General features: G+C 65.3%; 25 protein-coding genes. 4 read left to right on the top strand and 21 right to left on the bottom strand.

Going from position 1 to position 25375, the window contains the following annotated elements:
• Nucleotides 1–15: 15 nt before the first annotated feature.
• The 4 genes from ACIQTZ_RS17230 to ACIQTZ_RS17215 form a co-directional block, all read right to left on the bottom strand.
• The gene (locus ACIQTZ_RS17230; protein ID WP_402982486.1) at nt 16–2859 is read right to left on the bottom strand and encodes a DNA translocase FtsK; all 2844 of its coding nucleotides are present in this window, start codon (nt 2857–2859) and stop codon (nt 16–18) included.
• A gap of 75 nt (nt 2860–2934) precedes the next feature.
• The gene (locus ACIQTZ_RS17225) at nt 2935–4626 is read right to left on the bottom strand and encodes a ribonuclease J (RefSeq protein ID WP_397324015.1); all 1692 of its coding nucleotides are present in this window, start codon (nt 4624–4626) and stop codon (nt 2935–2937) included.
• 27 nt (nt 4627–4653) lie between these two features.
• Nucleotides 4654–5565, bottom strand: a complete 912-nt coding sequence (gene dapA, locus ACIQTZ_RS17220) for a 4-hydroxy-tetrahydrodipicolinate synthase (RefSeq protein ID WP_402943863.1) — start codon at nt 5563–5565, stop codon at nt 4654–4656.
• 58 nt (nt 5566–5623) lie between these two features.
• Complete coding sequence (locus tag ACIQTZ_RS17215; protein ID WP_402982484.1) at nt 5624–5971, bottom strand: hypothetical protein; 348 nt, start codon at nt 5969–5971, stop codon at nt 5624–5626.
• 109 nt (nt 5972–6080) lie between these two features.
• On the opposite strand from ACIQTZ_RS17215, the gene ACIQTZ_RS17210 reads away from it, so the two are divergent.
• Nucleotides 6081–7316 (top strand): heparan-alpha-glucosaminide N-acetyltransferase domain-containing protein, encoded by a 1236-nt coding sequence (locus ACIQTZ_RS17210; protein ID WP_402982482.1) that lies wholly within the window; start codon nt 6081–6083, stop codon nt 7314–7316.
• Here ACIQTZ_RS17210 and ACIQTZ_RS17205 read toward each other — a convergent pair.
• The 9 genes from ACIQTZ_RS17205 to ACIQTZ_RS17165 all read right to left on the bottom strand — a co-directional run bounded on the left by ACIQTZ_RS17205 (nt 7292) and on the right by ACIQTZ_RS17165 (nt 14824).
• The gene (locus tag ACIQTZ_RS17205) at nt 7292–7780 is read right to left on the bottom strand and encodes a hypothetical protein (protein WP_402982480.1); all 489 of its coding nucleotides are present in this window, start codon (nt 7778–7780) and stop codon (nt 7292–7294) included. The genes ACIQTZ_RS17210 and ACIQTZ_RS17205 overlap by 25 nt on opposite strands.
• 4 nt (nt 7781–7784) lie before the next feature.
• Nucleotides 7785–8543: a 4-hydroxy-tetrahydrodipicolinate reductase gene (gene dapB / locus ACIQTZ_RS17200; RefSeq protein WP_402982478.1), complete on the bottom strand. Its 759-nt coding sequence runs from the start codon at nt 8541–8543 to the stop codon at nt 7785–7787.
• Between the two features lie 41 nt (nt 8544–8584).
• Nucleotides 8585–9040 (bottom strand): molybdenum cofactor biosynthesis protein MoaE, encoded by a 456-nt coding sequence (locus tag ACIQTZ_RS17195; RefSeq protein WP_400331481.1) that lies wholly within the window; start codon nt 9038–9040, stop codon nt 8585–8587.
• Nucleotides 9030–9533 (bottom strand): MogA/MoaB family molybdenum cofactor biosynthesis protein, encoded by a 504-nt coding sequence (locus ACIQTZ_RS17190; RefSeq protein WP_402943875.1) that lies wholly within the window; start codon nt 9531–9533, stop codon nt 9030–9032. Before ACIQTZ_RS17190 ends, ACIQTZ_RS17195 begins: the two co-directional genes overlap by 11 nt.
• Nucleotides 9530–10069: a cyclic pyranopterin monophosphate synthase MoaC gene (moaC, locus tag ACIQTZ_RS17185; protein WP_402982476.1), complete on the bottom strand. Its 540-nt coding sequence runs from the start codon at nt 10067–10069 to the stop codon at nt 9530–9532. The genes ACIQTZ_RS17190 and moaC overlap by 4 nt, the downstream gene beginning before the upstream one ends.
• Nucleotides 10057–11295 carry a gephyrin-like molybdotransferase Glp gene (glp, locus tag ACIQTZ_RS17180; RefSeq protein ID WP_402982474.1) on the bottom strand — a complete coding sequence of 413 codons (1239 nt, stop codon included), beginning with the start codon at nt 11293–11295 and terminating at the stop codon, nt 10057–10059. Before glp ends, moaC begins: the two co-directional genes overlap by 13 nt.
• Before the next feature lie 73 nt (nt 11296–11368).
• The gene (locus ACIQTZ_RS17175) at nt 11369–12916 is read right to left on the bottom strand and encodes a molybdopterin-dependent oxidoreductase (RefSeq protein WP_402982472.1); all 1548 of its coding nucleotides are present in this window, start codon (nt 12914–12916) and stop codon (nt 11369–11371) included.
• A complete protein-coding gene (locus tag ACIQTZ_RS17170; RefSeq protein ID WP_402982470.1) occupies nt 12913–14103 on the bottom strand; it encodes a sensor histidine kinase in 1191 nt (396 codons plus the stop codon). The genes ACIQTZ_RS17175 and ACIQTZ_RS17170 overlap by 4 nt, the downstream gene beginning before the upstream one ends.
• Nucleotides 14090–14824: a response regulator transcription factor gene (locus ACIQTZ_RS17165; RefSeq protein WP_400331466.1), complete on the bottom strand. Its 735-nt coding sequence runs from the start codon at nt 14822–14824 to the stop codon at nt 14090–14092. The genes ACIQTZ_RS17170 and ACIQTZ_RS17165 overlap by 14 nt, the downstream gene beginning before the upstream one ends.
• A 180-nt stretch (nt 14825–15004) precedes the next feature.
• On the opposite strand from ACIQTZ_RS17165, the gene moaA reads away from it, so the two are divergent.
• Together moaA and ACIQTZ_RS17155 are read left to right on the top strand one after the other, a co-directional pair.
• Complete coding sequence (moaA, locus tag ACIQTZ_RS17160; RefSeq protein ID WP_402982468.1) at nt 15005–16126, top strand: GTP 3',8-cyclase MoaA; 1122 nt, start codon at nt 15005–15007, stop codon at nt 16124–16126.
• 4 nt (nt 16127–16130) lie between these two features.
• Complete coding sequence (locus ACIQTZ_RS17155; RefSeq protein ID WP_400331460.1) at nt 16131–16397, top strand: MoaD/ThiS family protein; 267 nt, start codon at nt 16131–16133, stop codon at nt 16395–16397.
• 3 nt (nt 16398–16400) lie between these two features.
• Here the strand turns inward: ACIQTZ_RS17155 and ACIQTZ_RS17150 are convergent, their stop codons facing one another.
• The 8 genes from ACIQTZ_RS17150 to truB form a co-directional block, all read right to left on the bottom strand.
• Complete coding sequence (locus ACIQTZ_RS17150; protein ID WP_400331458.1) at nt 16401–16892, bottom strand: DUF1579 domain-containing protein; 492 nt, start codon at nt 16890–16892, stop codon at nt 16401–16403.
• Nucleotides 16893–16984: 92 nt separating this feature from the next.
• A complete protein-coding gene (locus tag ACIQTZ_RS17145) occupies nt 16985–18328 on the bottom strand; it encodes a M16 family metallopeptidase (RefSeq protein ID WP_402982466.1) in 1344 nt (447 codons plus the stop codon).
• Between the two features lie 76 nt (nt 18329–18404).
• Entirely contained in the window at nt 18405–20654 is a 2250-nt protein-coding gene (locus tag ACIQTZ_RS17140) for a polyribonucleotide nucleotidyltransferase (RefSeq protein ID WP_402982464.1), read from the bottom strand.
• Between the two features lie 236 nt (nt 20655–20890).
• Nucleotides 20891–21160 (bottom strand): 30S ribosomal protein S15, encoded by a 270-nt coding sequence (gene rpsO, locus ACIQTZ_RS17135; protein WP_387433932.1) that lies wholly within the window; start codon nt 21158–21160, stop codon nt 20891–20893.
• A 157-nt stretch (nt 21161–21317) separates the two neighbouring features.
• The gene (locus ACIQTZ_RS17130) at nt 21318–22301 is read right to left on the bottom strand and encodes a bifunctional riboflavin kinase/FAD synthetase (protein WP_402982462.1); all 984 of its coding nucleotides are present in this window, start codon (nt 22299–22301) and stop codon (nt 21318–21320) included.
• Between the two features lie 105 nt (nt 22302–22406).
• Nucleotides 22407–22853, bottom strand: a complete 447-nt coding sequence (locus tag ACIQTZ_RS17125; RefSeq protein WP_402982460.1) for a hypothetical protein — start codon at nt 22851–22853, stop codon at nt 22407–22409.
• A gap of 2 nt (nt 22854–22855) precedes the next feature.
• Complete coding sequence (locus ACIQTZ_RS17120) at nt 22856–23209, bottom strand: hypothetical protein (protein ID WP_400331445.1); 354 nt, start codon at nt 23207–23209, stop codon at nt 22856–22858.
• A 2-nt stretch (nt 23210–23211) separates the two neighbouring features.
• Nucleotides 23212–24159, bottom strand: coding sequence for a tRNA pseudouridine(55) synthase TruB (gene truB / locus ACIQTZ_RS17115; protein WP_402982458.1), 948 nt, complete (start codon nt 24157–24159; stop codon nt 23212–23214).
• Between the two features lie 34 nt (nt 24160–24193).
• Between truB and ACIQTZ_RS17110 the strand changes: the two genes are divergently transcribed.
• Entirely contained in the window at nt 24194–25348 is a 1155-nt protein-coding gene (locus ACIQTZ_RS17110; RefSeq protein WP_402982456.1) for a pyridoxal phosphate-dependent aminotransferase, read from the top strand.
• Nucleotides 25349–25375: the final 27 nt, after the last annotated feature.

Here is a 25375-nt window from a genome sequence, read left to right as displayed (position 1 = left end):
GCTACCGTCTGGAGATCAGCGGCCAGTGAGCGACCAGGCGTCTTCGCCGCCTTCATCGTCATCGGAACCATCGGCGCCGTCGTAATAGTCGACCGCCTGCGTCCGGTTGTCGAGGTCCGCCGCTACCAGGTCCTCTGCGTACCCGCCCGCGGCGATGTTCGCGTTCGCGTTATCGCTCAGTGCCGCCGTCTGTGCATCCGGCGCGGCAGGTGCTTCCTGGCCCTTCATCGCCGCAAGGACGGCAGCGAGATCGTCCGGCTTGACCAGGACATCGCGGGCTTTGGATCCTTCGGACGGGCCCACGACGCCCCGTGATTCCAGCAGGTCCATCAGCCGGCCCGCCTTGGCGAAGCCAACACGGAGCTTGCGCTGGAGCATCGAGGTGGAACCGAATTGCGTGGTGACCACCAGTTCGGTGGCCTGGAGCAGGACCTCGAGATCGTCTCCGATGTCGTCGTCGATCTGTTTCTTGGGCGCGTCGGCGGCGACGTCGTCCCGGTAGACCGCCTGGAGTTGCCCCTTGACGTGCTCCACCACTTTATGGATTTCCGACTCGGATACCCAGGCACCCTGCACGCGCATGGCCTTGGAAGCACCCATCGGCAGGAAGAGGGCATCACCTTGGCCGATGAGCTTTTCGGCACCCGGCTGGTCCAGCACAACGCGGGAGTCCGTGACGGAGGAAGTGGCAAAGGCCATGCGGGAGGGCACGTTGGCTTTGATGAGGCCCGTGACCACGTCCACGGACGGACGCTGGGTGGCCAGGACCAGGTGGATACCGGCGGCACGGGCCAGCTGCGTGATGCGGACAATCGAATCTTCGACGTCGCGCGGAGCAACCATCATGAGGTCCGCGAGTTCGTCCACGATCACCAGGAGGTACGGGTAGGGCTTGATGACCCGCTTCGAATCCACCGGCGGCGTGACCTTGCCGGCACGGACGGCCTTGTTGAAGTCGTCAATGTGCTTGTAGCCGTAATTGGCGAGGTCGTCGTAGCGGGCGTCCATTTCCCGGACTACCCACTGCAGGGCCTCGGCCGCCTTCTTGGGATTGGTAATGATGGGCGTAATAAGGTGCGGGACGCCCTCATATGCGGTCAACTCAACGCGCTTGGGGTCCACCATGACCATGCGGACCTCGTCCGGCGTGGCGCGCATCAGGAGCGAGGTGATCATGGAGTTCACGAAGCTCGACTTACCGGCACCGGTGGCGCCGGCCACCAGAAGGTGGGGCATCTTGGCGAGGTTGGCCACTACGTAGCCACCCTCCACGTCCTTGCCGACACCCATGACCATCGGGTGGTCCGTTCGGCGGGCGTTCTGGCTCCGCAGGACGTCGCCCAAGGAAACGGTCTCACGGTCCGAGTTGGGAATCTCGATGCCGATGGCCGACTTCCCCGGGATGGGGCTCAGGATGCGCACATCGCTGGACGCCACGGCGTAGGAGATGTTCTTGGACAGCGCCGTGACGCGTTCCACCTTGGTTCCCGGAGACAGTTCGATCTCGTACCGGGTGACGGTGGGTCCGCGGCTGAAGCCGGTCACCGAGGCGTCCACATTGAACTGCGTCAGGGTGTCGGTCAGGGCTGCCACGACGGCGTCGTTCGCCTCCGTGCGCTCCTTCGGAATGGACCCCGGCGTCAGGAAATCCGAGGCAGGCAAAGTGTAGGTCACGTCCCCGGCCAAGGACAGCTGTTCCGTGCGCTGCGGGATGGGCGCCTGCGGCAAAGGCGCGCCGGCGGGCTTGGCCGGTACCTGGGCCACGGGGGTGGTCATTTCCGGTGTCAGGACCGGAATGGCTTCGGTGGGATTGTCCAGGCCAGGTGCCGCGCCGAGTCCCTGGGCTGCCTTGATCTTCCCGACGGCGATCTCCGCCTGCGTCGGGCGGCGCACCCCCGGCGGTACGCGCGGTGCGGACGGCGCTGGATTCTCGTCGTCGTCCACTATTGCATGTTCGAAGGCCTCGTCCCCGACGTAGCCTTCAAGCTTGGCCTCGGACTCGTCATCCTTGCCAAAGAGCCGGGTGCGCTTCTTCCTGGGCTTCGCCGCCGGCTCCTCGCCATAGAGATAACTGCGGTCGTGCGCGTCCTGGCCGGCACGGGCCTCTTCCAGGTCCACGCCCATGAGGTGCTCGTACCCGGTACGGATCCGCGAAGGGATTGCACCGAACGGCGTTGCCGTGACGATCAGAAGGGAAATGAAGGCCAGCAGGCTGTAGATGAGGACCGGAACAGCCACATGGATCGCCGCCAGCGGAGCCGCGGCGAGGAATCCAAGCATCCCGCCCGCCCGTCGCAGGCCGTCAAAGCCGTCCGCCACCGTGGGTTGGCCACCGATGACGTGCGCCAGCGCCGAACCGGCCAATGTCATGACCATGAAGCCGATGCCTACACGGTTGTTGCCCCGGCCGTCCTGCGGCTTGCGGAACAGCCGGAAGGCGCAGACAAAAAGCATGAAAGGAAGCAGCAATGACATCCAGCCAAAGGTGCCGTTGACCACGCTGTAAACGACGTCCGGAAGCCAGCCTGTCCAGCCCCACCACGCGAAGGTGGCGATTGCTATGCCAAGGACAAGGTTGAAGAGCGCGGCGCCATCACGGCGGTCCTCGGGATCGAGATCGCTGACGTCCGAACCGATGCGGCGCACGCCGGCGCCCACCACGTGGCCGATGCCCTGCCAGGCACCGGAAAGCATCCGGACCGGCAGCGGCGCATGGGGCTCGACGGCGGCCTGCTTTCCCCGCGCGGAACCGCCGCGGCCGCTCCGGGCTGCGGTGCTTTTGCTTGCAGCTCCGCCTCGGCCGGTGCCGGATTTATTGCTGGAGCTGCCTCTTGGCGTGGAGGAGGTACGGGTCGCCATAGTTGCAACGCTACCCGAAGAGGGCCTGAAATCCGCGGATTTCAGGCCCTCTTCGGGGTGCATGTTGCCGGCACGTCAGGCCTCCAGGACCACCGGGATGATCATGGGGCGGCGACGCAGCTTGCGGTTGACCCAGGTGCCAATGACCCTGCGCACCACTTGCTGCAACTGGTGGTTGGTGTGGTCGGCGTGGCTCAGCACGGCTTCCTCGAGGGCGGCATTGATCTTGGGAATGATCTCGTCGAACACGGAATCGTCCTCCGCCACGCCGCGGGCGTGGATCTCCGGGCCGGAGACGATCTTGCCCGTAGTGCGGTTGATGACCGTGATGACGGAAATGAAGCCCTCATCACCCAGGATGCGGCGGTCCTTGAGGTCCGCGTCCGTGATCTCCCCGACGCTGGAGCCGTCCACGTAGACGAAGCCCACCTCCACCTGGCCCACGATGTCTGCTTTGTGGTCCTTGAGGTCAATGACCGTGCCGTTGTCACTGAGGATGATGCCCTCGGTGGGAACGCCGGATTCCTCGGCGATCCTGCCGTTGGCGATCAGGTGCCTGGTTTCGCCGTGCACGGGCATCGCGTTAAGCGGTTCCAGGATGTTGTAGCAGTAGAGCAATTCTCCGGCAGCAGCGTGGCCGGATACGTGGACCTTCGCTGTTCCCTTATGGATCACCGCTGCGCCGAGCTTCAAGAGTCCGTTGATGATGCGGAACACGGCATTCTCGTTGCCCGGAATCAAGCTGGAAGCAAGGATGACGGTATCGCCCTGCCCCACCACCACGCGGTGGTCCCCGTTGGCCATGCGGGACAACGCGGCCATCGGCTCGCCCTGGGAACCGGTGGACATCAGGACCACCCGGTTGTCCGGGAGGTCGTCAATGTTCTTGATGTCCACCAGGATGCCCGGCGGTACGTCCAGGTATCCGAGCTTGGCGGCAATCGCCATGTTCCGGACCATGGAGCGGCCCACGAAGGCGACGTTGCGGCCATGCTTGGCCGCGGCATCCAGGACTTGCTGGACACGGTGCACATGCGAGGAGAAGGACGCCACAATGATGCGCTTCTTCGCCTGGGCAAAGAGGTTGTCCAGCGTGGGACCGATCTCCTTCTCCGCCGTGGTGAAGCCGGGAACATCGGCGTTGGTGGAGTCGGCCATGAAAAGATCCACGCCTTCTTCGCCCAAGCGGGCAAAGTGCCGAAGGTCGGTGATCCGGCCATCGAGCGGCAACTGGTCCATCTTGAAGTCGCCGGTGTGGAGGACCGTTCCGCCCTCAGTACGGAGGAACACGGCCAGGGCATCGGGGATGGAGTGGTTGACGGCAACGAACTCGCACTCGAAGGGGCCGAACTGCTCAACCTGCCCTTCGGTCACGGTCAGCGTGTACGGCTTGATCCGATGTTCCTGCAGCTTGGCTTCCACCAGGGCAAGGGTGAGTTGGGAACCGATCAGCGGGATGTCTGCCTTGAGGCGCAGCAGGTACGGTACAGCACCGATGTGGTCCTCATGGCCGTGCGTCAGCACCACGCCCACGACGTCGTCCAATCTGTCCTCGATGTACGAGAAGTCAGGCAGGATCAGGTCCACTCCGGGCTGCGTCTCTTCCGGGAAGAGCACGCCGCAGTCCACAACCAGCAATTTGCCGTTGATCTCGAAGACCGCCATGTTGCGGCCGATCTCCCCCAGCCCACCGAGCGGAACAATCCGCAACGTGCCTTGCGGCAGCTTCGGCGGAGTAACCAGTCCAGGAAGGGCGGTTTGGGTCATATTCAGCTACTTTCCGGCGGAACCGTCCTAGACGTTGAAGTCCATTCCAGCTTCCGCCAAGTCCCCGCGGATGGTGTCGATCTCGGCCTGGTCCGGCTCCACGAGAGGCAAACGGACAACCGAGTTGGGCAGGACTCCCTGCCACTTGAGAATCTGCTTGGCGGCTACTGCGCCCTGGACCCGGGTCATGGTTGCGCGAACCACGGGCTCCAATTCAAAGTTGATGGCCCTTGCCGTGGCGAGGTCGTTCGCGTTGACCGCGTCGATCAGCTCGCGGAAGCGGCGCGTCGCCACGTGCGTGGTGACCCCCACCAGGCCTGCGGCACCGAGCGCCATCCACTGCAGCGTCAGCCCGTCGTCCCCGGAGTAGAAGACGAGGTCGGTCTCGGCCATCACGCGGGTGGCGGCGGCGAAGTCGGCCTTGGCGTCCTTGACGGCCACGATGTTCTGGTGCTTGGCCAGGGCAATCATGGTCTCGGGAGCAATCTGGATGGAGGAGCGGCCGGGGATGTCGTAGAGCATCACCGGGAGGTCGGTGGCGGACGCGATGGTCTCGAAGTGCGCGCGCACACCGGACTGGCTTGGCTTGTTGTAGTAGGGGGTGACGATCAGGAGGCCGTCGACGCCTACCTCAGCGGCACGCTGGGAGAGGTGGACGGAGTGTGCGGTGTCGTTGGTGCCGGTGCCGGCAATGATCGCTGCCTTGCCGCCGACTGCGTCCTTGACGGCGCGGAACATGCCGATGTTTTCATCGTCAGTGAGGGTGGACGTCTCACCGGTGGTACCGGTAACTACAAGACCATCGCAACCATCTGCCACGAGCTTTTCTGCCAGCGCCGCGGCTTGGTCGTAGTCGACCTTGCCGTCCTCGGTGAACGGGGTGACCATGGCGGTCAGCAGGGTACCAAGAGCGGGAATGTGGGCGCGGGAGTCAGACATAGGAAAAACGTTACCCTGTCCCGCGCGGGTTATGAGAATACGGTCCGCGTGATGGTCGTCATGGGGTGGAGGCCGGGCGGACGGTCCGACGCCTCGGCTCCTCGGCACAATAGTGCGCCACAGCCCGCTCCTTAAGCTGTTCGGCCCACGCCACGAGCCGCTGCGATGCCCGCACATACTCAAAGAGTTCGAGCGGGGTGAGGGCTTCAAGGTCTGTTTCAGCAAGGCGCCGGGCCAATTCCGCCCCGGGAGCCTGCTCCCCCAGCACCACACCCTCGCGGCGCCACTGGACATCCTCGGGCGCCTCCCCCGCAACGAGTTGCCTGAACAGGAAGTCCACCACACCGGGGCTCATCGCCTTCATGGGACCAGCCAGGCCATCCGCGGGTTCGGAAGCATTGTTCATGAAGCCATGTTATTCGAACATATCTTCGAAAAACAAGGGCAGGTATCCGCCAAAGACCATCCCACTGCCGGCACAGCGCCTTCACAGCAGCCCATGAGACGATCACTTCATGACGTGGCGAGAGACGGCTCCATCCCGGGAATCTCCCGGCGGCAGCACGCTCGCCACACGCCTCACCGGGATCGACGCCGCACGGGGCGCGGCACTCCTGGGCATGATGGCAACCCACCTGGTACCAACCTTCGGGCCGGCACCGGAGTGGGCACCCACTTGGGTTGGCCTGACGTTTTCCGGGCGCTCTTCGGCCTTGTTCGCCGTCCTCGCGGGCATTGGCCTGGCGCTCTCAACCGGCAAACAGGAGCCCCGGCACGGCTCCGGACTGTGGGCTGCGCGGCGCGGCGTCGCCTTGCGGGCCTTGGTGATTGCCGTCGTCGGGCTGATGCTCGGTGGCCTCGACGTCAACATCGCCATCATCCTGGTCCACTACGCCGTGTTGTTCCTCTGCGTCCTGCCGTTCCTGGGCCTTCGGCTCAAGGCCCTGTGTGCCTGGGCTGCCGGCTGGGTACTGGCCGCGCCGGTCCTGGCCTATCTGGTCCGCCCGCTGCTCCTGGAGGCCAACCCACCCCTGCAGTTGGGCCATAACCCTGGCACCGATGACCTCGAAACGCCTGGCAAGCTCCTCGCGGATCTCTTCTTCACCGGCTATTACCCGGTGTTCCAGTGGATGGCGTACCTGCTGATCGGGCTGGTCATCGGCCGCCTCGCCCTCACAACCGTTCGCGTCCAGTGGCTGCTGGTGGGGGCGGGCACGGCAGCGGCAGTGGCAGCAAAACTCGCGGGAACAGCAGCCATGGAATCGTTTGGCGGCCGCGCTGCGTTGGAAGCGCTCCCGCAAACCCGCGGCTATCCCTTGGAGAGCATGCTCCAGGTCAACCTCACCGGGCTCCAGCAAACCGGTTCCTGGTGGTGGCTTGCCACAGCGTCGCCGCATGCGGGAACCACGTTGGACCTGCTGCACACCAGCGGCGTTGCCGCAGCCGTCACCGGAGTGTTCCTTCTCCTCGGCAGGGTGGCCGAGCGTCTCAAGGTCAACTTCCTTGTGGTCCTCAGCGGCCCTGGAGCCATGACCCTGACCCTGTACACAGCCCATGTGTGGGTTGTTTCGGGTTTTGCCGGCAACCCGCTGCCGGCAGGCTGGACGGACGAAGGCATGTACTGGGCACAAGCCTTGGCCGCAGTATCCATTGGCGCTTGTTTTGCCTTGCTGCGGCGTCGCGGCCCCCTTGAATGGCTCGCCCACCAGGCGTCCCGGCTGGGCAGTTACCGCCCCGCAGCGGTGGGCTGAGAGCGGAACAGCTTAACGGCGTCGCGCATGGAGGCACGGGCGCGCTTCCGGTCTCCCGAGGCGTCGTACGCGCAGCTAAGCCGGAACCAGGAGCGCCAGTCCTCGGGAGCCGCCTCGGCTTCGGCCTTGTACTTTTCGAATTCGGCGTCTGCTGCGGCGCGGACGATCCGTCCGCCGGGAGTCCGCGGCAGGTTGTCGACCGGAAGGCCGCCTTCGGATTCAAGGACTTTGGCCATTTGCTCAGTGCGGGCACCAAACAGCAGTTCCCGGATCAGCGCCCACGCACCGATAACGGGCAACACCAGGTACGCGGCGCCGATTCCCTTCGCAACGGGGCTGGGATCGCCCAGTAACAGCAGAGACCGCTGCAGGGAAACCACCAGGTACAGCACCAGGAGCAACGTGATCGCCCCGACCCAGATCTTGGTGCGGTTCTTCTTCAATGCCTGCCACAAACTGCCCATGGTGCTAAAGCCCCAGGTCAAGGTAGCCGTCCAGCCCCACGGTGAGGCCGGGATGCGCGGCAACTTTCCGCAGCCCCAGCAGCACGCCGGGCATGAACGACGCCCGGTCGAAGGAGTCGTGGCGAAGCGTCAGCTGTTCACCCGGACCGCCGAAAAGCACCTCCTGGTGCGCCACCAGGCCGCGAAGGCGGACGCTGTGCACGCGCACTCCTTCCACGTCGCAGCCCCGCGCACCATCCAGCTCGGATTCCGTGGCGTCAGGGCTGGCCGGGACGCCTGCCTCCTGGCGGGCTTCGGCAATCAGCTGGGCGGTGCGCACGGCAGTACCGGAAGGTGCATCCACCTTGTTCGGGTGGTGCAGTTCAATGATTTCGACGGATTCGAAGTATTGCGACGCCTTGGCGGCAAAGGCCGACGCCAAGACGGACCCCAGGGCAAAGTTGGGAGCGATCAGGACACCCGTACCGGGCTTCTGTTCCAGCAGTTCACCCAGCGATGCCAGCCGCTGGGTGTCCCAGCCGGTGGTACCCACAACGGCGTGGATGCCGTGCTCAACGGCGAAGCGGACGTTGGCCTCGGTAGTATCAGGAACCGTCAGGTCAACCACGTACTGCGCACCTGCCTCGAGCAGCGTCTCCAGGGAATCACCTCGGCCGAGGGCAGCCACCAACGTCATATCCTCGGCGGCCTCGACTGCCTTCACGGCCTCGATTCCCATGCGCCCGTGGGCGCCCAGCACTGCTACGGCAAGTTGTTCGGTCATGCCCTTAAGCCTACCGTCGGGTCGGGCAGGCCCCGGAACCGTTACTCCCCGGCGCCCACCCATTCGACGGTGCCGTCGGTGAAAAATTGTTCCTTCCAGATGGGAACCTGCGCTTTGATCCGGTCCACGAGTTCGGAGCAGACCGCGAAGGCCTGTCCACGGTGGGCGGCGGCCACGGCGCACACCAGTGCGGGATCCCCCACTTCCAACGTGCCGATCCGGTGGGCTGCCCAGATGCGCACCGGCTGTGAGGCCTCCCCGGCATGTTCGGCCACCAGTTGTGCCACCACCTCGGTCATGGTGCGGTGCGCAGTGGGGTGGGCGCTGTAACTCAACCGGTCCACGGCCTTGCCGGCGTCGTGGTTGCGCACCACGCCGCTGAAGCTCACCACCGCACCGGAGGTCTCCGATTCGACGGCGGCGATCGCCTGGTCAACGGAGATCGGCTCGGCACTGAGCACCGCGTTGACGACTTCGAAGTCTGTTTCAGTGGGCATGGCTTCCTTCCAATTGTTCGCAAAGATGTCCGATCAGCGGATCGAGCACGGCCAGGCCGTCCATGACACCCTTCGGGGAGCCCGGAAGGTTGATGATGAACGTCTGTCCGGCGGCCCCGGCGTGGCCGCGGCTGAGCATCGCCATGGGCGTCTTGGCAGCACCCGCCCTGCGGATGCCCTCCATGATTCCCGGAATCTCCCGGTCAAGGAGCGGCAAGGTCATTTCCGGCGTCCGGTCATCCGGGCTGAGGCCCGTACCGCCGCTGGTGATCACGACGGCGGGTTGCTGGGTCAGCAGGGCCCGCAGGGCCGCGCCAACCGGCTCCCCATCAGGGACCACCATGGCGGGGAACGTCTCGAAACCGTGTTCCGCCAACCAGTCCAGGATGACGGGCCCGGTCTCGTCGCGGTAGATTCCTGCCGCCGCCCGCGTGGAGGCTATGACGACGCCGGCCTTCCGCGGACCGTGGGTGTTCGGCTCGCACGCACTCATTCAGCGGCACCTCCCGGCTCGGCCGGGACGCCCTGTCCGGTGATGGTCCAGTCGCCGCTCTTGCCGCCGCTCTTGGCCAGGACGTGGATGTCCGTCAGGACGGCGTGCTTGTCCATGGCCTTGATCATGTCGTAAACGCTCAGGGCCGCCACGGACGCGGCGGTCAGCGCTTCCATTTCCACGCCGGTCACCCCACGCGTCTTGACCGTCGCCACGACGGTTACCGATGCGCGGTCCAGCTCAAAGTCGATGGTGACCTTGGAAATCGGCAGGGGATGGCAAAGCGGGATCAGTTCCGGAGTCTTTTTCGCCGCCATGATTCCGGCCACGCGGGCTACGGCCAGCGCATCACCCTTGGGAAGGCCGCCGGAGCCCAGCAAGGCAAGCACCTCCGGGGTGCTCCGGACGGTCGCCGTGGCTGTGGCTTCGCGGGTGGTTACTGCTTTGTGGGAGACGTCCACCATCTGGGCCGTCCCGTCCTGCCGGAGATGCGTCAGCTCGCCCGGCTCATTGGAAAGGTGGTTCACAGTACCCATACTTCCACTTCGGCCCCTTCGGGCAGTTCCGTGACGTTCGCCGGGATCTGCACCAGGGCGTTGGAGCGGGCCAACGCATGGACCAAGTGCGAGCCCGCCCCGCCCTCCATGCGGAATACACCGTTGGAGAGCCTGCCGCGCCGCACCTGGTGCTTGCCGTCCGGCGACGTCAGGCCCGCCGCGAGGCGGGCCTGTTGGACCGGTCGGGGCGCCGGGGTTCCCAGCACCTGGGACAGTGCCGGGCGCAGGAACATTTCAAACGAGACGAGGCAACTGACCGGATTGCCCGGGAAGCCCAGGAACGGAACGCCCTGGAAGCGGCCAATGCCTTGTGGGCCGCCGGGTTGCATGGCAACCGGCACGAAGTCGACGTCTTCAGCAGCCAGTGCTTGGCGGACCACCTCGTAGTCCCCCTTGCTGACGCCACCAGTGGTGACCATCAGGTCTACCTGGGCGGCATGCCCGCGAAGGACCGCAAGGAGCGATTCCGGATGGTCGTCCGAGATTCCCGTCCGAACCACCTCGAGGCCGGCCTGCCGCATGGAGGCTTCCAGCAACGTGCCGTTGGAATCGAAGATCTTTCCCGCAGTGAGGGACTGTCCAGGTTCAACCACTTCGTCGCCCGTAGTCACCAGGAGGACGCGGACGGGCCGGCGCACTTCCACCGTGGTCAGTCCGAACGCCGCGAGCAATCCCAGTTGGGCAGGGCCCAGCTGGGTACCGGCTGCCAGGGCGAGTTGGCCCTCGGCTATGTCGCTGCCCACGTTCCTGACGAACGTGCCGGGGGCGGTGGCCGGAAGCCGGACCTCGGCGTCGGCACCCGGCGCAGGGAAGGTGTCCGGGACGGCCTTCTCGATGGGCACGACCGCATCGGCACCCTCCGGGATCATGGCGCCGGTCATGATGGGCACGGCAAAGCCTGGCCGCAGCGCTTCGGGGGCCGCGCCTGCCGGGATCGGAGCTGCCACTTTCAGCACCGCACCACCATCGGCAAGATCAGAGGTCCGGACGGCAAAACCATCCATCTGGGAGTTGTCGAAGGGCGGCAGGGAGCGCGGGGCGTGGAGGTCGACGGCGAGCGCCCGGCCCAGTGCCTCCAGCAACGGCACGTGATCGCTGCCCTGGTTCTGTACAGCAGCGCTGTCCGAGGGCTGCGTCCTGTCCACCAACCGGGCAGTGAGCAGCTCCACCACGGCGGCACGGTGGTCTGCAACAGATCTGGGCACGGAGGTCCTCCTGTGGTTGCGCAGTCTTCAAGCTTGGGATCCGGAGTTGTCCGGCCCTACCCAGAGTAGGGCCTCAAGCCACCTTCAGGTTGATCGTGTGGTAGCCGGTGGCTCCGTCGGGGGCCACGGGGGCCCGGTTTTCGCTTTGGGGCTGCCCGGTCAGGTCGGTGGCCCGGACCTGGACCTCGTAGTCTCCGGGAGCCAGGTCGATTCCCAGTTGCCACTGGTACCACGTGTCGTTGGAGATGCCCGCTGCGAGCGTTGCCTGTTGCCAGGCTCCCCTGTTGACGCGCAGTTCCACGCGGCTGATCCCGCGATGTTGTGCCCACGCTACGCCGCCAAACCGGACTGTTCCGGCCTTGGCCGTCCGGCCGCTGCGGGGTACGTCGATCCGTGATTGCGTCTTGATGGGTCCGTGGTCGCTCCACCCCCGCGTGGACCAGTATGCGGTGTCGTCGGCGAAGCGGGTCACTTTGAGTTCCGTGAGCCACTTGGTCGCCGAGACGAATCCGTAGAGTCCCGGCACGATCATGCGGACGGGGAAGCCGTGCTCCAAGGGCAGCGGCTCGCCGTTCATGCCGACGGCCAACAAGGCGTCCCGGTCATCGGTGAGGACCTCGAGCGGCGTGCTCGCGGTCCATCCATCATTGCTCGTGGAGAGCACCATGTCCGCTCCGGGTTGGGGGCCTGCCATGGCCAGGAGTTCACGGACCGGCCAGCCGAGCCACAGTGCGTTGCCGATCAACTCTCCCCCCACCTCGTTGGAGACGCACGCGATGGTGATGTGCCGGGCCGTCATGGGTTTGGTGAGCAGCGTGGCGAAGTCGATGTCGACTTCCCGCTCCACCATTCCCGTCACTTTCAGCTTCCAGGACGGTGGATCAATGGCCGGGACGGTCAAGGCAGTGTCGATCCGGTAGAAATCCTCGTTGGACGTAACCAAGGGGCTGATGCCGTCAACGGCCAAGGAGGCTCCAGCGGGGACCGGCTGCGGTGCGGTCACGGCGGACGGCAGCGTCAGCGAGCCACGGAAGCCCGAAGCGACCGCGGTGGCCCGGGTGAGGACCACTGTGGCGACGCCCGCCACGGCAGCGGCTATGGAGGTCACGGCCATGGCATTGAGGAAGCTGCGGCGCGCCAGCGGTCCAGGCTCTCCGGCAGGCTCCTTCCGGTCCTCCGGCGGCGCCCATTCCAGCAGCCGCCGCACGAGCGTCCGGAGCAACACCATGGTCACCACGGCGGCAACGATCGGGGCAAACCCGGCTTGCGGAGTGGATTGGGCCCGCGTCAGGACGGCCGTGAGCCCGGCGATGCCCGCCAGGCCCGCCAAGGCCAGTCCCAGGCCCTTCCGACGGCGTTCCAGCACGCCTGCCACCGCGGCAAGGACCGCAGCCACGAGCACAATCGAGGCCACCAGCACGATTTTGTCCGCCGTTCCGAAGAGCTGGATCACCACGTCCTTCACTCCCGGGGGAACGGCGTCGATCACCGCGCCGCCCAGGGCAGTGACCGGCGAGACCAACGGACTCAGCAAGCCTGCAGTGAGCTCCCCTGCGGCAATCCCGGCGGCACCGGCAACAACTCCTGCCCCGGCGGCCCACCTTCCGGCCCTTCTTCTCATGATGTCCCTCCCTGGACGTTGTTCGCCGCAGTACCTCCGCCAGCCGGCAGTGAGAGTGCGAAGCGGCAACCGCCGTCGACGTTTTCCACGCTGACCCTTCCACCGTGGGCTTTCACGATCCCTGCCACCATGCTCAAACCGATCCCGGCCCCGCTGTAACTCCCCTGCAGTCCGGCTGCGCTCCCCCGGGCGGGGTCCTTCTGCCAACCGGTCTCGAACAGATGTGGCAGGTCATCGGCCGGGATTCCCCCACAACGGTCCTGCACGGCGACCACCGCGTGGCCGTCGTCCCGACCCACGGTCACATGCACGTCCGTATGAGGCTTGCTGTAGATGATGGCGTTCAGCAGGACGTTCCGGAGCGCCCTTGCCACGCTCGGACCGTCAGCGACCGCCATGCATTCCCGGTCGCCACCGCCGTCCAGCGTTATGCCGCGTTTCGCCGCCAAAGGAGCCACATCGGACAAGGCATCGCTCACGAGGTCGTAGAGGTCCAGTGGTTCGGCACGCAACTGGAGCGAGCCGGCCTGGATTTTCGACAACTCGAGGAGGTCGTTGACCATGGCAGTCATCTGCTCGGTTTGGCCGATGATCTTCCGGTAGTAGGCCGAAACGTCCGAGGCCATGCCGTCCTCCAGGGCTTCGGTCATGGCGCGCATGCTGGCGAGCGGGGTCCGCAGGTCGTGGGAAATCCAGGAGACCAGCTCCCGGCGGGCGGTCTCGATCGCTGCTTCGCGTTCCCGGGACTCCGCCAGGCGCCTGCTGCTGGCCTCCAATTCCTGCGCGAGCCCGGCCAGCTCGGACGTCATGGCCGGGGCGGCCTTCTGCTGGTTGTCCGCGGTCTCCAGGGTTTCCCCGCGGCCCAGCCTGCGGGCGGCGTCCACCAACCGGGCCGCGTTCCGCGAGACTCCGGCACCCAGCATGAGGGACAACGACACCGCGACCACCGAGGCCATGGCAAGGATGTACCACATGACTTCGAGGTCCCTGGCGGAGATGAACATGGCATTGAAGGCGCTGACCATCCCCGCCACGAGCACGGCGACGGTAGCCACCACCACCAGGCAAATCTGAACCAGGACCGAGGCCCGCCGCAGGGCGCGGAGCAAGAACAGGGTGGCCGTCCCGATCACCACCGCCCAGAGAAGCACCCATGCGAGGATGGTGGCCAGGTCATTGCCCTGCAAGGCCGTCTCCTGAATCGAACCGGTAGCCGACGCCCCACACCGTCTTGAGCAGTTCGGGTTTGGTGGGATTGTCCTCGATCTTTTCCCGGAGCCGGCGCACATGGACCGTCACCGTGGAGAGGTCCCCGAAGTCCCAGCCCCACACGGCTTTGATGAGCTCCTCGCGGCTGAAGACCTGGTTGGGCCTCCGGAGCAGGAACGCCAGCAGGTCGAATTCCCGCACTGTCAACGTCAAGGCTGTCCCATGGTGGGTGACCGTTCGGGATGCCGGGTCCAGGACGAACCCGGCCAACTCCACGGTGGGTTCGGGCGCGTACTCCTTGACGCTTCGGCGAAGCACTGATTTCACGCGGAGCACGAGCTCCCGCGGCGAAAACGGCTTGGTCACGTAGTCGTCCGCTCCCATTTCCAGGCCCAGGATCCGGTCGTCTTCAGTGCCGAGCGCCGTCACCATGATGACGGGCACGCTCATGCTCAAGCGCAGCCGGCGGCAAACTTCCACGCCGTCAAGTCCGGGCAGCATCCGGTCGAGGATGACCAGGTCCGGCTGCCGGCCCGCTGCAAGTTTGAGGGCAGTGAAGCCGTCCCCGGCGATATCCACCTGGAAGCCCGCTTTCAGGAGATAGTCACGGACCACTCCGGCGATGGTCTCTTCGTCCTCCACCAGGAGGATGCGGCGGTTTCCGGTTTCCGTCGCTGGTGCTGCCGATTGCGTGCTCACGCTTTCAGCATAGGTTCGCTGCCGGGGCGCGGCACCCGAATCCGGGCCGGCGACAGCAAGCGTACGGATTCCGTAAGAACTGGCAGTTCCAGCCGGATATGACTGCCTGCGCAGGTCCAATGCGTGGACTGCGAAGTGGCCGGTGTCACGGATCACGTCCGCTTGACGTAGCCTTGATATATGAGTGTTCAGCTGGGGATGCCGCCGCTTCCCGGAGGGAACGGCGCGGGTCCGGTACCGCCGCCGCGTCCGGTCGGCACGCCTGCAGGGCTCTGGGACCGCTACGGCCGCCGGGCCACTGACATGCGGCTGTCCCTGACCGACAAATGCAACCTGAGGTGCACCTACTGCATGCCCGCCGAGGGCCTGGAGTGGCTTTCCAAACAGGCCGTCATGACCAAGGATGAGATCGTCCGCATTGTCCGCGTGGGCGTGAGTGCCTTGGGCGTGCGGGAACTGCGGCTCACGGGCGGCGAACCGCTGGTCCGGGCGGACCTTGCAGAGATCATCACGGCCTTGCGCAGCGAGCATCCGGACCTGCCCATCTCGATGACCACCAACGGTGTTGGGCTGGACAAGAAGGCCAAGGCCCTGAAATCCGCAGGCCTGACCCGCATCAATGTCTCCCTCGATTCCCTGCACGAGGAAACCTTCACCAAACTGACGCGCCGGCCTTTCCTGGACCGTGTCCTGGCCGGCGTGGATGCCGCCTGGGCAGCGGGCCTGGGACCGGTGAAGCTGAACGCCGTGCTGATGCGGGGAATCAACGACGCCGAATCCCCTGACCTGCTCGCCTGGGCGTTGGACCGCGGCTATGAACTGCGCTTCATCGAGCAAATGCCGTTGGACGCCGACCACGGCTGGACCCGGCGCAACATGATCACGGCGGCCGAGATCCGCGGGTTGATGTCCGAGCGCTTCGTGCTCAGTGCCGATCCCCGCGAACGCGACGGCGCGCCTGCCGAACGTTTTGAAGTACGACGCCGGGAGGCGGCTTCCGGCGAAGCCACCGGACCGGTACTGGGCACCGTAGGTATCATCGCCTCTGTCACGGAACCCTTCTGCGCCGACTGCCGGCGCACCCGCATCACCGCCGAAGGCAAGATCATGAGCTGCCTCTTCTCCCACGAAGAATTCGACCTGCTGGGCCTTCTTCGCCAGGGCGCCACGGACCAACAGCTCGCCGAACGTTGGCAGGATGCCATGTGGATCAAGCCCAAGGCCCACGGCATGGACCACACCGGCCTGGGTGCACCCGACTTCGTGCAGCCGGACCGCAGCATGAGTGCAATCGGAGGCTGAACCCTTGCTCGTCCGTTACTTCGCAGCCGCACGCGCGGCAGCGGGACTCGAAGAAGAAGTACACCAACTGCCGGAAGGCAGCAGCCTGGAGGCATTGCTGGAAGCGGCACTCGCCGTCGAACGTCCGCAGCCGCCGGAAGGCACTCCGTCATTGTCCCGGGTGGTTGCGCGCAGCAGCTTCCTGCGCAACGAAGTGGCTGTCCGTGACCATTCGGCGCCGCTGGGCGCCGACGACGTCATCGATGTCCTGCCTCCCTTTGCAGGCGGCTAAGGATCAGTCCCTCCGGAAGACGCTTTTCAACAACGGCCTGAATGCCGGCCTGCCCTCCCCTCGCTTCGCTTCCAGCCGGAGCTCCGCGGTGTGCACCAGGACATCGTCCTCGATGCGGAACGTGTGGCGCGCGACGCCGTCGTCCGTCCTGCGTTCCAGGGTCAACACGCCCGCCGACCACAGTCCCCGAACGGGAGCGGCAGGCGGACGTCCCATACTGTCCACGTAATACCACAGCGTGCCGCCGTGCCCAGGGTCCACGGTAAACATGCCGTGCCCCTCCAGGTGGCCGCCATCGGGTTCACGATGGCGGTAGCTCTGCACCACTGCATGCCCACCGGCCGCCACGGTGAAAACGACTTCGGCTTCCGCAGTGCGTGCCGGACCCCACGGAGAAGACGCAATCTCGGTCAGTCCACGCCAATGCCCGATGAACGGGCGCAGCAGCTCAGCAGCGCGTCCGGCGTCCGGATGGTCCCGGGGTGGCTGGCCCATGGCGACTCCAACGTTCGGCCTTAAAGGACAAGGCAGCATGATCGTGTGATCATGCTGCCTTGCCGGAAGTCCTGAGTCCAGAGGTCCACGGCCTAAAGGCCGAATGTCTCGTTCTCTTCGAAAGGACCGACGACGGTAATGGTCCGGGGGGCTGCGGCGAGCTCTCGGGCGAGTTCCTGGACTTCATCCACCGTGACGGCCTTGATCCGGTCCAGGGTCTCGTCAATGTCCTGGAATTCTCCGGACACCAGTTCGGCCCTGCCCAGGCGGGACATGCGCGAGCCGGTGTCTTCCAGTGCCAGGACAATTCCGCCGCTGAGCTGGCCCACGGCCTTGCGCAATTCTTCTTCCGTGATTCCGTCGGCGGCCAATTTTTCCAGCTCCACGCCCAGGAGTTCCAGGACCTGGGTGACCTTGGACGGGGTGCAGCCGGCGTACATACCGAAGTAGCCGGCATCGGCATACGCGGCCGTGAAGGAATAGGTGGAGTAGACGAGTCCGCGCTTCTCCCGGATTTCCTGGAACAGGCGCGAGGACATTCCACCGCCCAGGACGGCATTGAGCACGCTCATCACGAACCGCCGGTCATCGGTCGCCACGATCGTGGAGCACCCCATGATGATGTTTGCCTGCTCCACGGGACGCTTGACGACGTGGAGGCCGGCCGTACCGGTAATGACGGCGCGGTCCGTGGCACGGCGGTCAACGGGGGCGGCTTCGGTGTCCAATTGCCAGCCCGCCGATTCGAGCGCTTGCTGCACCAACTCGCAGACGACGTCGTGGTCCAAGCCGCCGGCTGCCGTAATCACAAGTTCCTCGGGGCGGTAGTACCGCTGGTAGTGCGCCCACACCGAGTCCCTGGCCACGGCTTTGATGGCGTCCGGAGTTCCACCGATGGGACGGGCCAGCGGGTGGCTGCCCAGGACGGCAGCCACGAATTTCTCGTGGGCCACATCCGTGGGGTCGTCGCTGTCCATGGCGATTTCTTCGAGGATGACGTCCCGTTCCTGCTCCAGTTCGGCGGGATCCAGGACGGCACCGGTGATCATGTCCGCGATCACGTCAATGGCCATGGGCAGGTCGGTGTCCAGGACCCGCGCGAAGTAGCACGTGCTTTCCTTGGCCGTCGCTGCGTTGGATTCGCCGCCGACTTCGTCGAAGGCCGAGGCTATTTCCAGTGCGGTGCGGCGCTTGGTCCCCTTGAACAGGAGGTGCTCCAGGAAGTGGGTAGAGCCGTGCTGGCCCTCGGCCTCATCGCGCGAACCTACTGCCACCCAGAAACCGATCGTGGCCGAACGCTGTCCCGGCATCGCTTCCGTGAGGACACGCACGCCGCCGGGGAGGACCGAGCGCCGCACGACCGAACCGCCTTCGGCGCCATGGATCAATTCTCCGCCCGGAAGCGTCTGCTGCAAGGGCAGGGGTACGACAGTCATTCAAACCTTTCAGATAAGCCGGAAGGGCCGGTGGACCTTTAAGCCCACCGGCCCCTTCAGGGTACTGCTTTGCAGACTACTCTGCGGACGCCTCAGCGGCCTCGGCCGGAGCGTCCTCGGAAGCGCCTTCTTCTTCGGCAACCACCGGGGAGAGGGACAGCTTGCCGCGGTCGTCGATCTTGGTGATCTCGACCTGGACCTTTTGGCCCACCGAGACGACATCCTCCACGTTGTCCACGCGCTTGCCGTTGGCCAGCTTGCGCAGTTCGGAGATGTGCAGGAGGCCGTCCTTGCCCGGGGTCAGGGAAACGAACGCGCCGAACGTGGTGGTCTTGACCACGGTGCCCAGGTAGCGCTCACCGACTTCCGGAACCTGCGGGTTGGCGATCGCGTTGATGGCCGAACGTGCGGCGTCGGCGGACGGGCCGTCGGTTGCACCGATGTAGACCGTGCCGTCGTCCTCGATGGAGATGTCCGCGCCGGTGTCTTCCTGGATCTGGTTGATCATCTTGCCCTTGGGGCCAATGACCTCGCCGATCTTGTCAACGGGGATCTTCACTGCGATGACGCGCGGTGCGAACTCGGAGAGCTCGTCCGGGGTATCGATCGCTGCGTTGATGACCTCGAGGATGTGGAGGCGGGCCTCGCGGGCCTGCTTCAGGGCAGCGGCCAGGACGGAAGCCGGGATGCCGTCGAGCTTCGTGTCCAGCTGGATGGCCGTGACGAACTCGGAGGTGCCGGCAACCTTGAAGTCCATGTCGCCGAAGGCGTCTTCGGCGCCGAGGATGTCAGTCAGCGCTGCGTAGCGGGTCTGGCCGTCAACCTGGTCGGAAACCAGGCCCATGGCGATACCTGCGACAGCGGCCTTCAGCGGCACGCCTGCGTTGAGCATGGACAGGGTGGAAGCGCAGACCGAACCCATGGAGGTGGAGCCGTTGGAGCCCAGTGCCTCGGAGACCTGGCGGATGGCGTACGGGAATTCCTCACGGGTGGGGAGGACCGGAACCAGGGCGCGCTCAGCGAGGGCACCGTGGCCGATTTCGCGGCGCTTCGGGGAGCCAACGCGGCCCGTCTCACCGGTGGAGTACGGCGGGAAGTTGTAGTTGTGCATGTAGCGCTTGCGCGTTACCGGTGACAACGAGTCGATCTGCTGCTCCATCTTGAGCATGTTGAGCGTGGTGACACCCATGATCTGGGTCTCGCCGCGTTCGAAGATGGCCGAACCGTGAACGCGCGGAAGAACCTCGACCTCGGCGGTGAGCTGGCGGATGTCCGTCAGGCCGCGGCCGTCGATGCGGATCTGGTCCTTGAGGATCCGCTGGCGCACAACGTGCTTGGTGACCGAACGGAAAGCAGCGGAAAGTTCCTTCTCGCGGCCTTCGAAATCTGCGGCGAGTGCGCCGAGGACTTCATCCTTGAGCTCATCCGAAGCGTTGTCGCGATCCTGCTTGTCGGCGATCTGGAAGACGGCAGCCAGCTTGTCGGCGGCGGCAGCTTCCACAGCGGCGTAGGCGTCATCCTGGTAGTCGAGGAAGACGGGGAACTCCACCGTGGGCTTGGCGGCGCGGGCAGCCAGGTCGGCCTGGGCCTCGCACAGTGCCTTGATGAACGGCTTGGCAGCCTCAAGGCCCTCGGAAACAACCTCTTCGGTGGGAGCGGTTGCACCCTGTTCCTTGATGAGGTTCCAGGAGTTGTCCGTGGCTTCCGCTTCGACCATCATGATCGCGACGTCGTCGCCTGCGATGCGGCCGGCGACAACCATGTTGAAGACAGCGTTCTCCAGCTGCGAGTGCTTGGGGAAGGCCACCCACTGCGAACCCTGCTCGTCGGCGATGAGGGCAACGCGGACGCCACCGATCGGGCCGGAGAACGGCAGGCCGGAAAGCTGGGTGGACATGGAGGACGCGTTGATGGCCACGACGTCGTAGAGCTCGTCCGGGTTGATGGCCAGGACGGTGACCACGATCTGGACTTCGTTGCGGAGGCCCTTGACGAAGGCCGGGCGCAGCGGGCGGTCCATGAGGCGGCAAGCCAGGATGGCTTCGGTGGACGGACGGCCTTCGCGGCGGAAGAACGAGCCCGGGATGCGGCCCGCGGCGTACATGCGCTCTTCGACGTCCACCGTCAGCGGGAAGAAGTCGAAGCCTTCACGCGGCTGCTTGCCCGCAGTAGTGGCGGAGAGGAGTGCGGTGTCGTCGTCGATGTAGACCATCGAAGCGCCGGCGGCCTGCTTGGCAAGGCGGCCGGTTTCGAAGCGGATGACGCGCTTGCCGAAACGGCCGTTGTCAATGATCGCTTCGGAGAACTGGATTTCGGGACCCTCCATGAGAGTCACCTCCGTTTCTGTTAGCGGAAGTCCGCCGCATCAACCCAGGCCCCTTCTTTATTACTGGCCTGTACTACACCCGGTCATCGATCGAGACCCACGGGCTGCACCGTCTCCGGCGCCCATCCCGGGAATCACTACCGAGGACCGCGAATGCGCGATGCGGTTGATTCCTGTTTTTAGTTGTTGAAGAAGGCGGCCCGTTCCGCGAGGGACCGGGCCGCCCGAAAGGCAGACTAGCGGCGCAGGCCGAGACGCTCGATGAGCGAACGGTAGCGGGCGATGTCAGTGTCCTTCAGGTAGGAAAGCATGCGCTTGCGGCGACCAACCAGTGCGAGCAGGCCGCGCTGGGTGTGGAAGTCGTGCTTGTGCGCCTTCATGTGCTCAGTCAGATCCTTGATCCGCTGGGTCAGGACTGCAACCTGGACCTCGGGCGAACCGGTGTCGCCTTCAGAGGTTGCGTATTCCTTGATGATGGACTGCTTTACAGCGGCGTCAAGTGCCACGTGAACTCCTAGAGTTGTGCCGTGCTTCCCGATGCAGCAATTCGCTGACGGGTTGCTTCCAGTGCGTCACCGCACATAAAAACAGGTCCAGCTGCCACGGACTGCGGCTGGAACCATTCATCAGTTTACCGGCAGGTCAGCAGTGTTGTCGAAAACGCTAGTCCTGGGCCAAAAGCTCGTGGGCCTGGGCAACGTCGAGGTTCATCTGTTCCACCAGCGCTTCCGGCCCCCGGTAGGCCACCATGCCGCGCAGTCGCTGGGTGAATTCCACTGCCACGGTCTGTCCGTAGAGGTTGAAATCCTCCACTTTCTCGTGCGGACGATCTATCACGTGGGCCTCCACCTGCCGGCTCACGCCGTCGAAAGTGGGGTTGGAACCAACGGAAATCGCAGCCGGCCACCGGGTGCCCGCCTGGTCGATCAGCCACCCCGCGTAAATCCCGTCAGCCGGTACATAGCCGGTGGAATCGTGGGCCAGGTTGGCCGTGGGGAAGCCAAGGTCACGGCCGCGTGCGGCACCATGGACCACTTCACCCCGCATGCGGTGCGGCCGGCCCAGCACTGCGGCCGCCGTGACGACGTCGCCCTCGGCCAGGGCATCACGCACCCAGGTGGAGGAACAACGGCGGTCGGCATCGCCGTCGTGATGCACCGGGAAGCCTCCCGCGCCGAACTCGTTGACCACCTGCACGCTGAAGCCCAGCTCGTCGCCGAGTTCCTGCATGGTGTCCACGTCGCCCACGTTGCCCGCACCGAAGCGGAGATCGTGCCCCACCACCACGTGGGCTGCGCGAAGGCCGTCCACCAGGATGTCCCGGACGAACTCCAAGGGAGTCATCGCCGCAAGGTCAAGCGTGTACTTCATGACCAGGACGGCATCCACGCCCGTGGAGCCAAGGGCGTCGAGCTTGTCCTGAAGGCCCATGATGAGCTCCGGCGCGGACTCGGGCCGGTGCACCTGCGCCGGATGGGGATCGAAGGTGACGGCAACGGCAGGAATGCCATGGCGCTTGGCTGTCCGGGTCAGTTGGGCGAGAACGTGCTGGTGGCCCCGATGGACGCCGTCAAAGTTTCCGATGGTAACGACAGTCGGTCCGAAGTCCGCGGGGACTTCGGTGGGATCGTTCCAGATGTGGACCATCAACCTCGCCTTTTACTGCTCATTTTCGTTGCACCCGGCAACCATCCGGCGCCGGAACATTCTAAGGTTACCCGCAATGCCCCACTGCTGAGGGACGGTCGCGGATCAGGAGGGCCGGCGGCGGTTCAGCCAGAGCAGGCCCAGCACGGGAAGGACCAAGGGGACGAAACCATAGCCGCGGCCGAAGAGGGACCACACAGTATCGTGCGGGAACGCCACCGGATCGAAGAGGCTCACGGCCCCCACCACCAGGACGCCCACCAGTTCCACCAGCACGGCGACCAAGGACACCTTGAACCAGGTGCGTCCGGGCTTGGCCAGCGAGATGGTGGCCACGATGTACACGAAGGCAGCAAAGGCGGAAAGGATGTGCGCCAAGGGCGCCTCGGAGAACTTGGTGGCAATCTGGTACCCGGCACGGGCCGTGGCCGAGAGGGCAAAGACGGCGTAGACCGCGATCAGCAAACGGCCCGGACCCGTGTTGCGGGTGTCCTTCTTCTGCTTTCCGGAGGCTTCGGTCTCGGTTCCAGTCACGTTGTGTTCTTCTTTCAAGGTCAGTACCAGATCTGGTTCATGCGCGCGGCCATGACCAGGGCGGTGACGCCCACGGCAGCCAGGACAAAGTTGCTCCACCGGGTTCTTTCAAGGATGGACCAGTACACGGCACCCAGCGGGATCATGAGCGCGGTGATGAGGTAGCCCCAGAATTCCCAGGGCTCCCCCGCCATCTGCTCCCCCAAGGCCACCCGGACGATCGAGCCAACGAGGTACACCAGCAAAGCGACTTCGACGGCCAGCACCGAAAAGATGGTGACGTCATTGGGGGCCTTCTTCAACAGGCCTGCCACCACGCACGTGATGGTGGAAACCAGCCCGACGATCAGGATGGAGTAGAAATACCAGTCCATGATTAGTTGTCCGACCCCGTTCCGGCGCCGGCATTTGTTCCCTGGCCCGTTCCCGGCGCGAAGACCAGCACCGGCTTGGCGAAACTCCCTGTATCAGCCAGGAGCGCAACAAGCTCTCCCGACGGCGCGAACGCTGCGGCAGGATTCTCCGAGGTAGCAGCCGCAGCCGTTCCGGCGCCCGGGCCGGCAGCAATGCGGCGGCCGAACGAAATCTCAGTGGTTTCGTCCTCGGTGAGGTCGCGGTTAGCCATCAGGGCGCGTGCCGCGACGGACATCTCCAGCACATCCAACTCTTCGGCGAGCTGCTCAAGCGTGTGGGCCTGCCCAATGCCGTACGGACCAACCTGCGTGCGTCGGAGGGCCGTCAAATGGCCGCCCACGCCCAAGGCGTTACCGAGGTCGCGGGCCAACGCCCGGATGTACGTTCCGGAAGAACATTCCACGGTGACGTCGACGTCCACTACCCTGCCGCCGTCGATCCTTTCGATGCCGTGGACCTCAAAACGGTGGATGGTCACCGGCCGGGCGGCCAGCTTTACTTCCTCGCCGGACCGGACGCGGGCGTACGAACGCTCGCCGTTGACCTTGATGGCGCTGACACTGCTGGGCACCTGCTGGATGGGTCCGGTCAGGGCAGAAACACCTGCAGCGATCGCGTCGTCGGTGACGTCCGCGGCGCTCCGTGCCTCAGTGACGTCGCCTTCGGCGTCGTCCGTGATGGTGCTTTCGCCGAGCCGAATGGTGGCGGTATAGGTCTTTGACGTGCCCACGATGTACGTCAGGAGGCGCGTGGCCTTATTGATGCCAAGGACGAGGACCCCGGTAGCCATGGGGTCGAGCGTGCCGGCATGGCCCACTTTCCGGGTACCGGCCAGCCGCCGCATCCGTCCAACCACATCATGGCTGGTCCATCCCTGCGGTTTGTCAACGATCACCAGTCCAGAAAGCACGCTTACCAGTATATGGGTGGCTAGGATGGCTCCCATGCCTGAGCTTGCCGAGCACGTCCGAGACGTCCCCGTGAACCAGATCCGCGAAATCACCGAGGCGGCGTGGTCCACGCCCGGCGCGATCGTCCTGAGCATCGGCGAACCCGGGTTTCCGCTGGCCCGGCACGTCCTGGATGCCGGAATCGCCTGCCTCGACCGGGATGAGACCAACTACACTCCCAACGCCGGCATCCCGGCACTGCGCGAAGCGTTCGCCGCAAGGTTCCGGGCGCACCAGCACGTGGACGTCCAGGCGGACCGCGTCTACGTGGTTGATGGCGCCCAGCAGGGCCTGCACTTCGTGATGAGCATGCTGCTCTCCCCCGGCGACGAGATCCTGATCCCCAATCCCGGCTACCCCACGTTCGCCATGACGAGCCACCTCCTGCATGCGGAACCCGTGCATTACCCGCTGTATCCGGAGAACGACTTCCAGCCGCATATCGAGGACATCGAGGCACTCATTTCGCCGCGCACCAAGGTCCTGATGCTGAATTCGCCCTCCAACCCCTTGGGCGCGGTGATCAGCGAGGACGCGATGCGCCTGCTGGTGGAACTGGCCGCAAAGCATGACCTGTGGGTCATCTCGGACGAATGCTACGAGGCCTTCACCTTCGACGTACCGCACGTGAGTCCGGCCCGCTTCGACAGCGATGTTCCGGGCAAGGCCCGCGTCTTTACGTCACTGACCCTCTCCAAGACCTACGGACTCACGGGCCTCCGCATTGGCGCGCTGGTCTGTCCACCAGGCTTGGAGAAGACCATGAACAACGTCATGGAGTCGATCGTCTCCTGCGTCGCTTCACCATCCCAGTACGCGGCCTTGGCGGCTTTGACCGGCCCCCAGGACTATGTCGAAGAAGCGCGCAGGCACTACCGGGGAAACCGTGACGCGGCCTCGGCCATCCTTGCGGCCAAGGGAATTCCGTTCCTGGGAGCCCAGGGCGCCTTCTACCTGTGGGCCGATGTGTCCCATGTGAGCGGCGGCAACGTCCGGGCCTGGGTGCGCAGCTTCCTGGCCGAGTCCGGCGTCGCCTTCGCACCCGGGACGGCTTTCGGGTCCATTGGCGAAGGCTGGATCAGGGTTGCGTTGTGCGGCAGCCAGGCGGACCTGCTCGACGGCGTCCGTCGCCTGCCTGCCCGGGCGTAATTGGCGCCGGGCTGCTGAACCGGGACG

This window comes from Paenarthrobacter sp. NPDC090520 (genome assembly GCF_044769205.1).
Classification (GTDB): Bacteria; Actinomycetota; Actinomycetes; order Actinomycetales; family Micrococcaceae; genus Arthrobacter.
Note: the sequence above shows the minus strand (reverse complement) of the source record. Positions and strands in the feature narration are given on the sequence as shown.

Coding starts and splice junctions, on each gene's coding strand:
- ACIQTZ_RS17130 (WP_402982462.1), bottom strand. CDS start 22,301: ATGGTCCACATCTGGAACGATCCCACCGAAGTCCCCGCGGACTTCGGA.
- ACIQTZ_RS17145 (WP_402982466.1), bottom strand. CDS start 18,328: ATGACTGTCGTACCCCTGCCCTTGCAGCAGACGCTTCCGGGCGGAGAA.
- dapB (WP_402982478.1), bottom strand. CDS start 8,543: ATGACCGAACAACTTGCCGTAGCAGTGCTGGGCGCCCACGGGCGCATG.
- ACIQTZ_RS17175 (WP_402982472.1), bottom strand. CDS start 12,916: ATGAGAAGAAGGGCCGGAAGGTGGGCCGCCGGGGCAGGAGTTGTTGCC.
- moaC (WP_402982476.1), bottom strand. CDS start 10,069: ATGGGTACTGTGAACCACCTTTCCAATGAGCCGGGCGAGCTGACGCAT.
- ACIQTZ_RS17140 (WP_402982464.1), bottom strand. CDS start 20,654: ATGGAGGGTCCCGAAATCCAGTTCTCCGAAGCGATCATTGACAACGGC.
- ACIQTZ_RS17210 (WP_402982482.1), top strand. CDS start 6,081: ATGACGTGGCGAGAGACGGCTCCATCCCGGGAATCTCCCGGCGGCAGC.
- ACIQTZ_RS17150 (WP_400331458.1), bottom strand. CDS start 16,892: ATGGGCCAGCCACCCCGGGACCATCCGGACGCCGGACGCGCTGCTGAG.
- ACIQTZ_RS17195 (WP_400331481.1), bottom strand. CDS start 9,040: ATGCCCACTGAAACAGACTTCGAAGTCGTCAACGCGGTGCTCAGTGCC.
- ACIQTZ_RS17190 (WP_402943875.1), bottom strand. CDS start 9,533: ATGAGTGCGTGCGAGCCGAACACCCACGGTCCGCGGAAGGCCGGCGTC.
- ACIQTZ_RS17205 (WP_402982480.1), bottom strand. CDS start 7,780: ATGGGCAGTTTGTGGCAGGCATTGAAGAAGAACCGCACCAAGATCTGG.
- ACIQTZ_RS17225 (WP_397324015.1), bottom strand. CDS start 4,626: ATGACCCAAACCGCCCTTCCTGGACTGGTTACTCCGCCGAAGCTGCCG.
- ACIQTZ_RS17120 (WP_400331445.1), bottom strand. CDS start 23,209: ATGGACTGGTATTTCTACTCCATCCTGATCGTCGGGCTGGTTTCCACC.
- moaA (WP_402982468.1), top strand. CDS start 15,005: ATGAGTGTTCAGCTGGGGATGCCGCCGCTTCCCGGAGGGAACGGCGCG.
- ACIQTZ_RS17110 (WP_402982456.1), top strand. CDS start 24,194: ATGCCTGAGCTTGCCGAGCACGTCCGAGACGTCCCCGTGAACCAGATC.
- dapA (WP_402943863.1), bottom strand. CDS start 5,565: ATGTCTGACTCCCGCGCCCACATTCCCGCTCTTGGTACCCTGCTGACC.
- ACIQTZ_RS17230 (WP_402982486.1), bottom strand. CDS start 2,859: ATGGCGACCCGTACCTCCTCCACGCCAAGAGGCAGCTCCAGCAATAAA.
- ACIQTZ_RS17215 (WP_402982484.1), bottom strand. CDS start 5,971: ATGAACAATGCTTCCGAACCCGCGGATGGCCTGGCTGGTCCCATGAAG.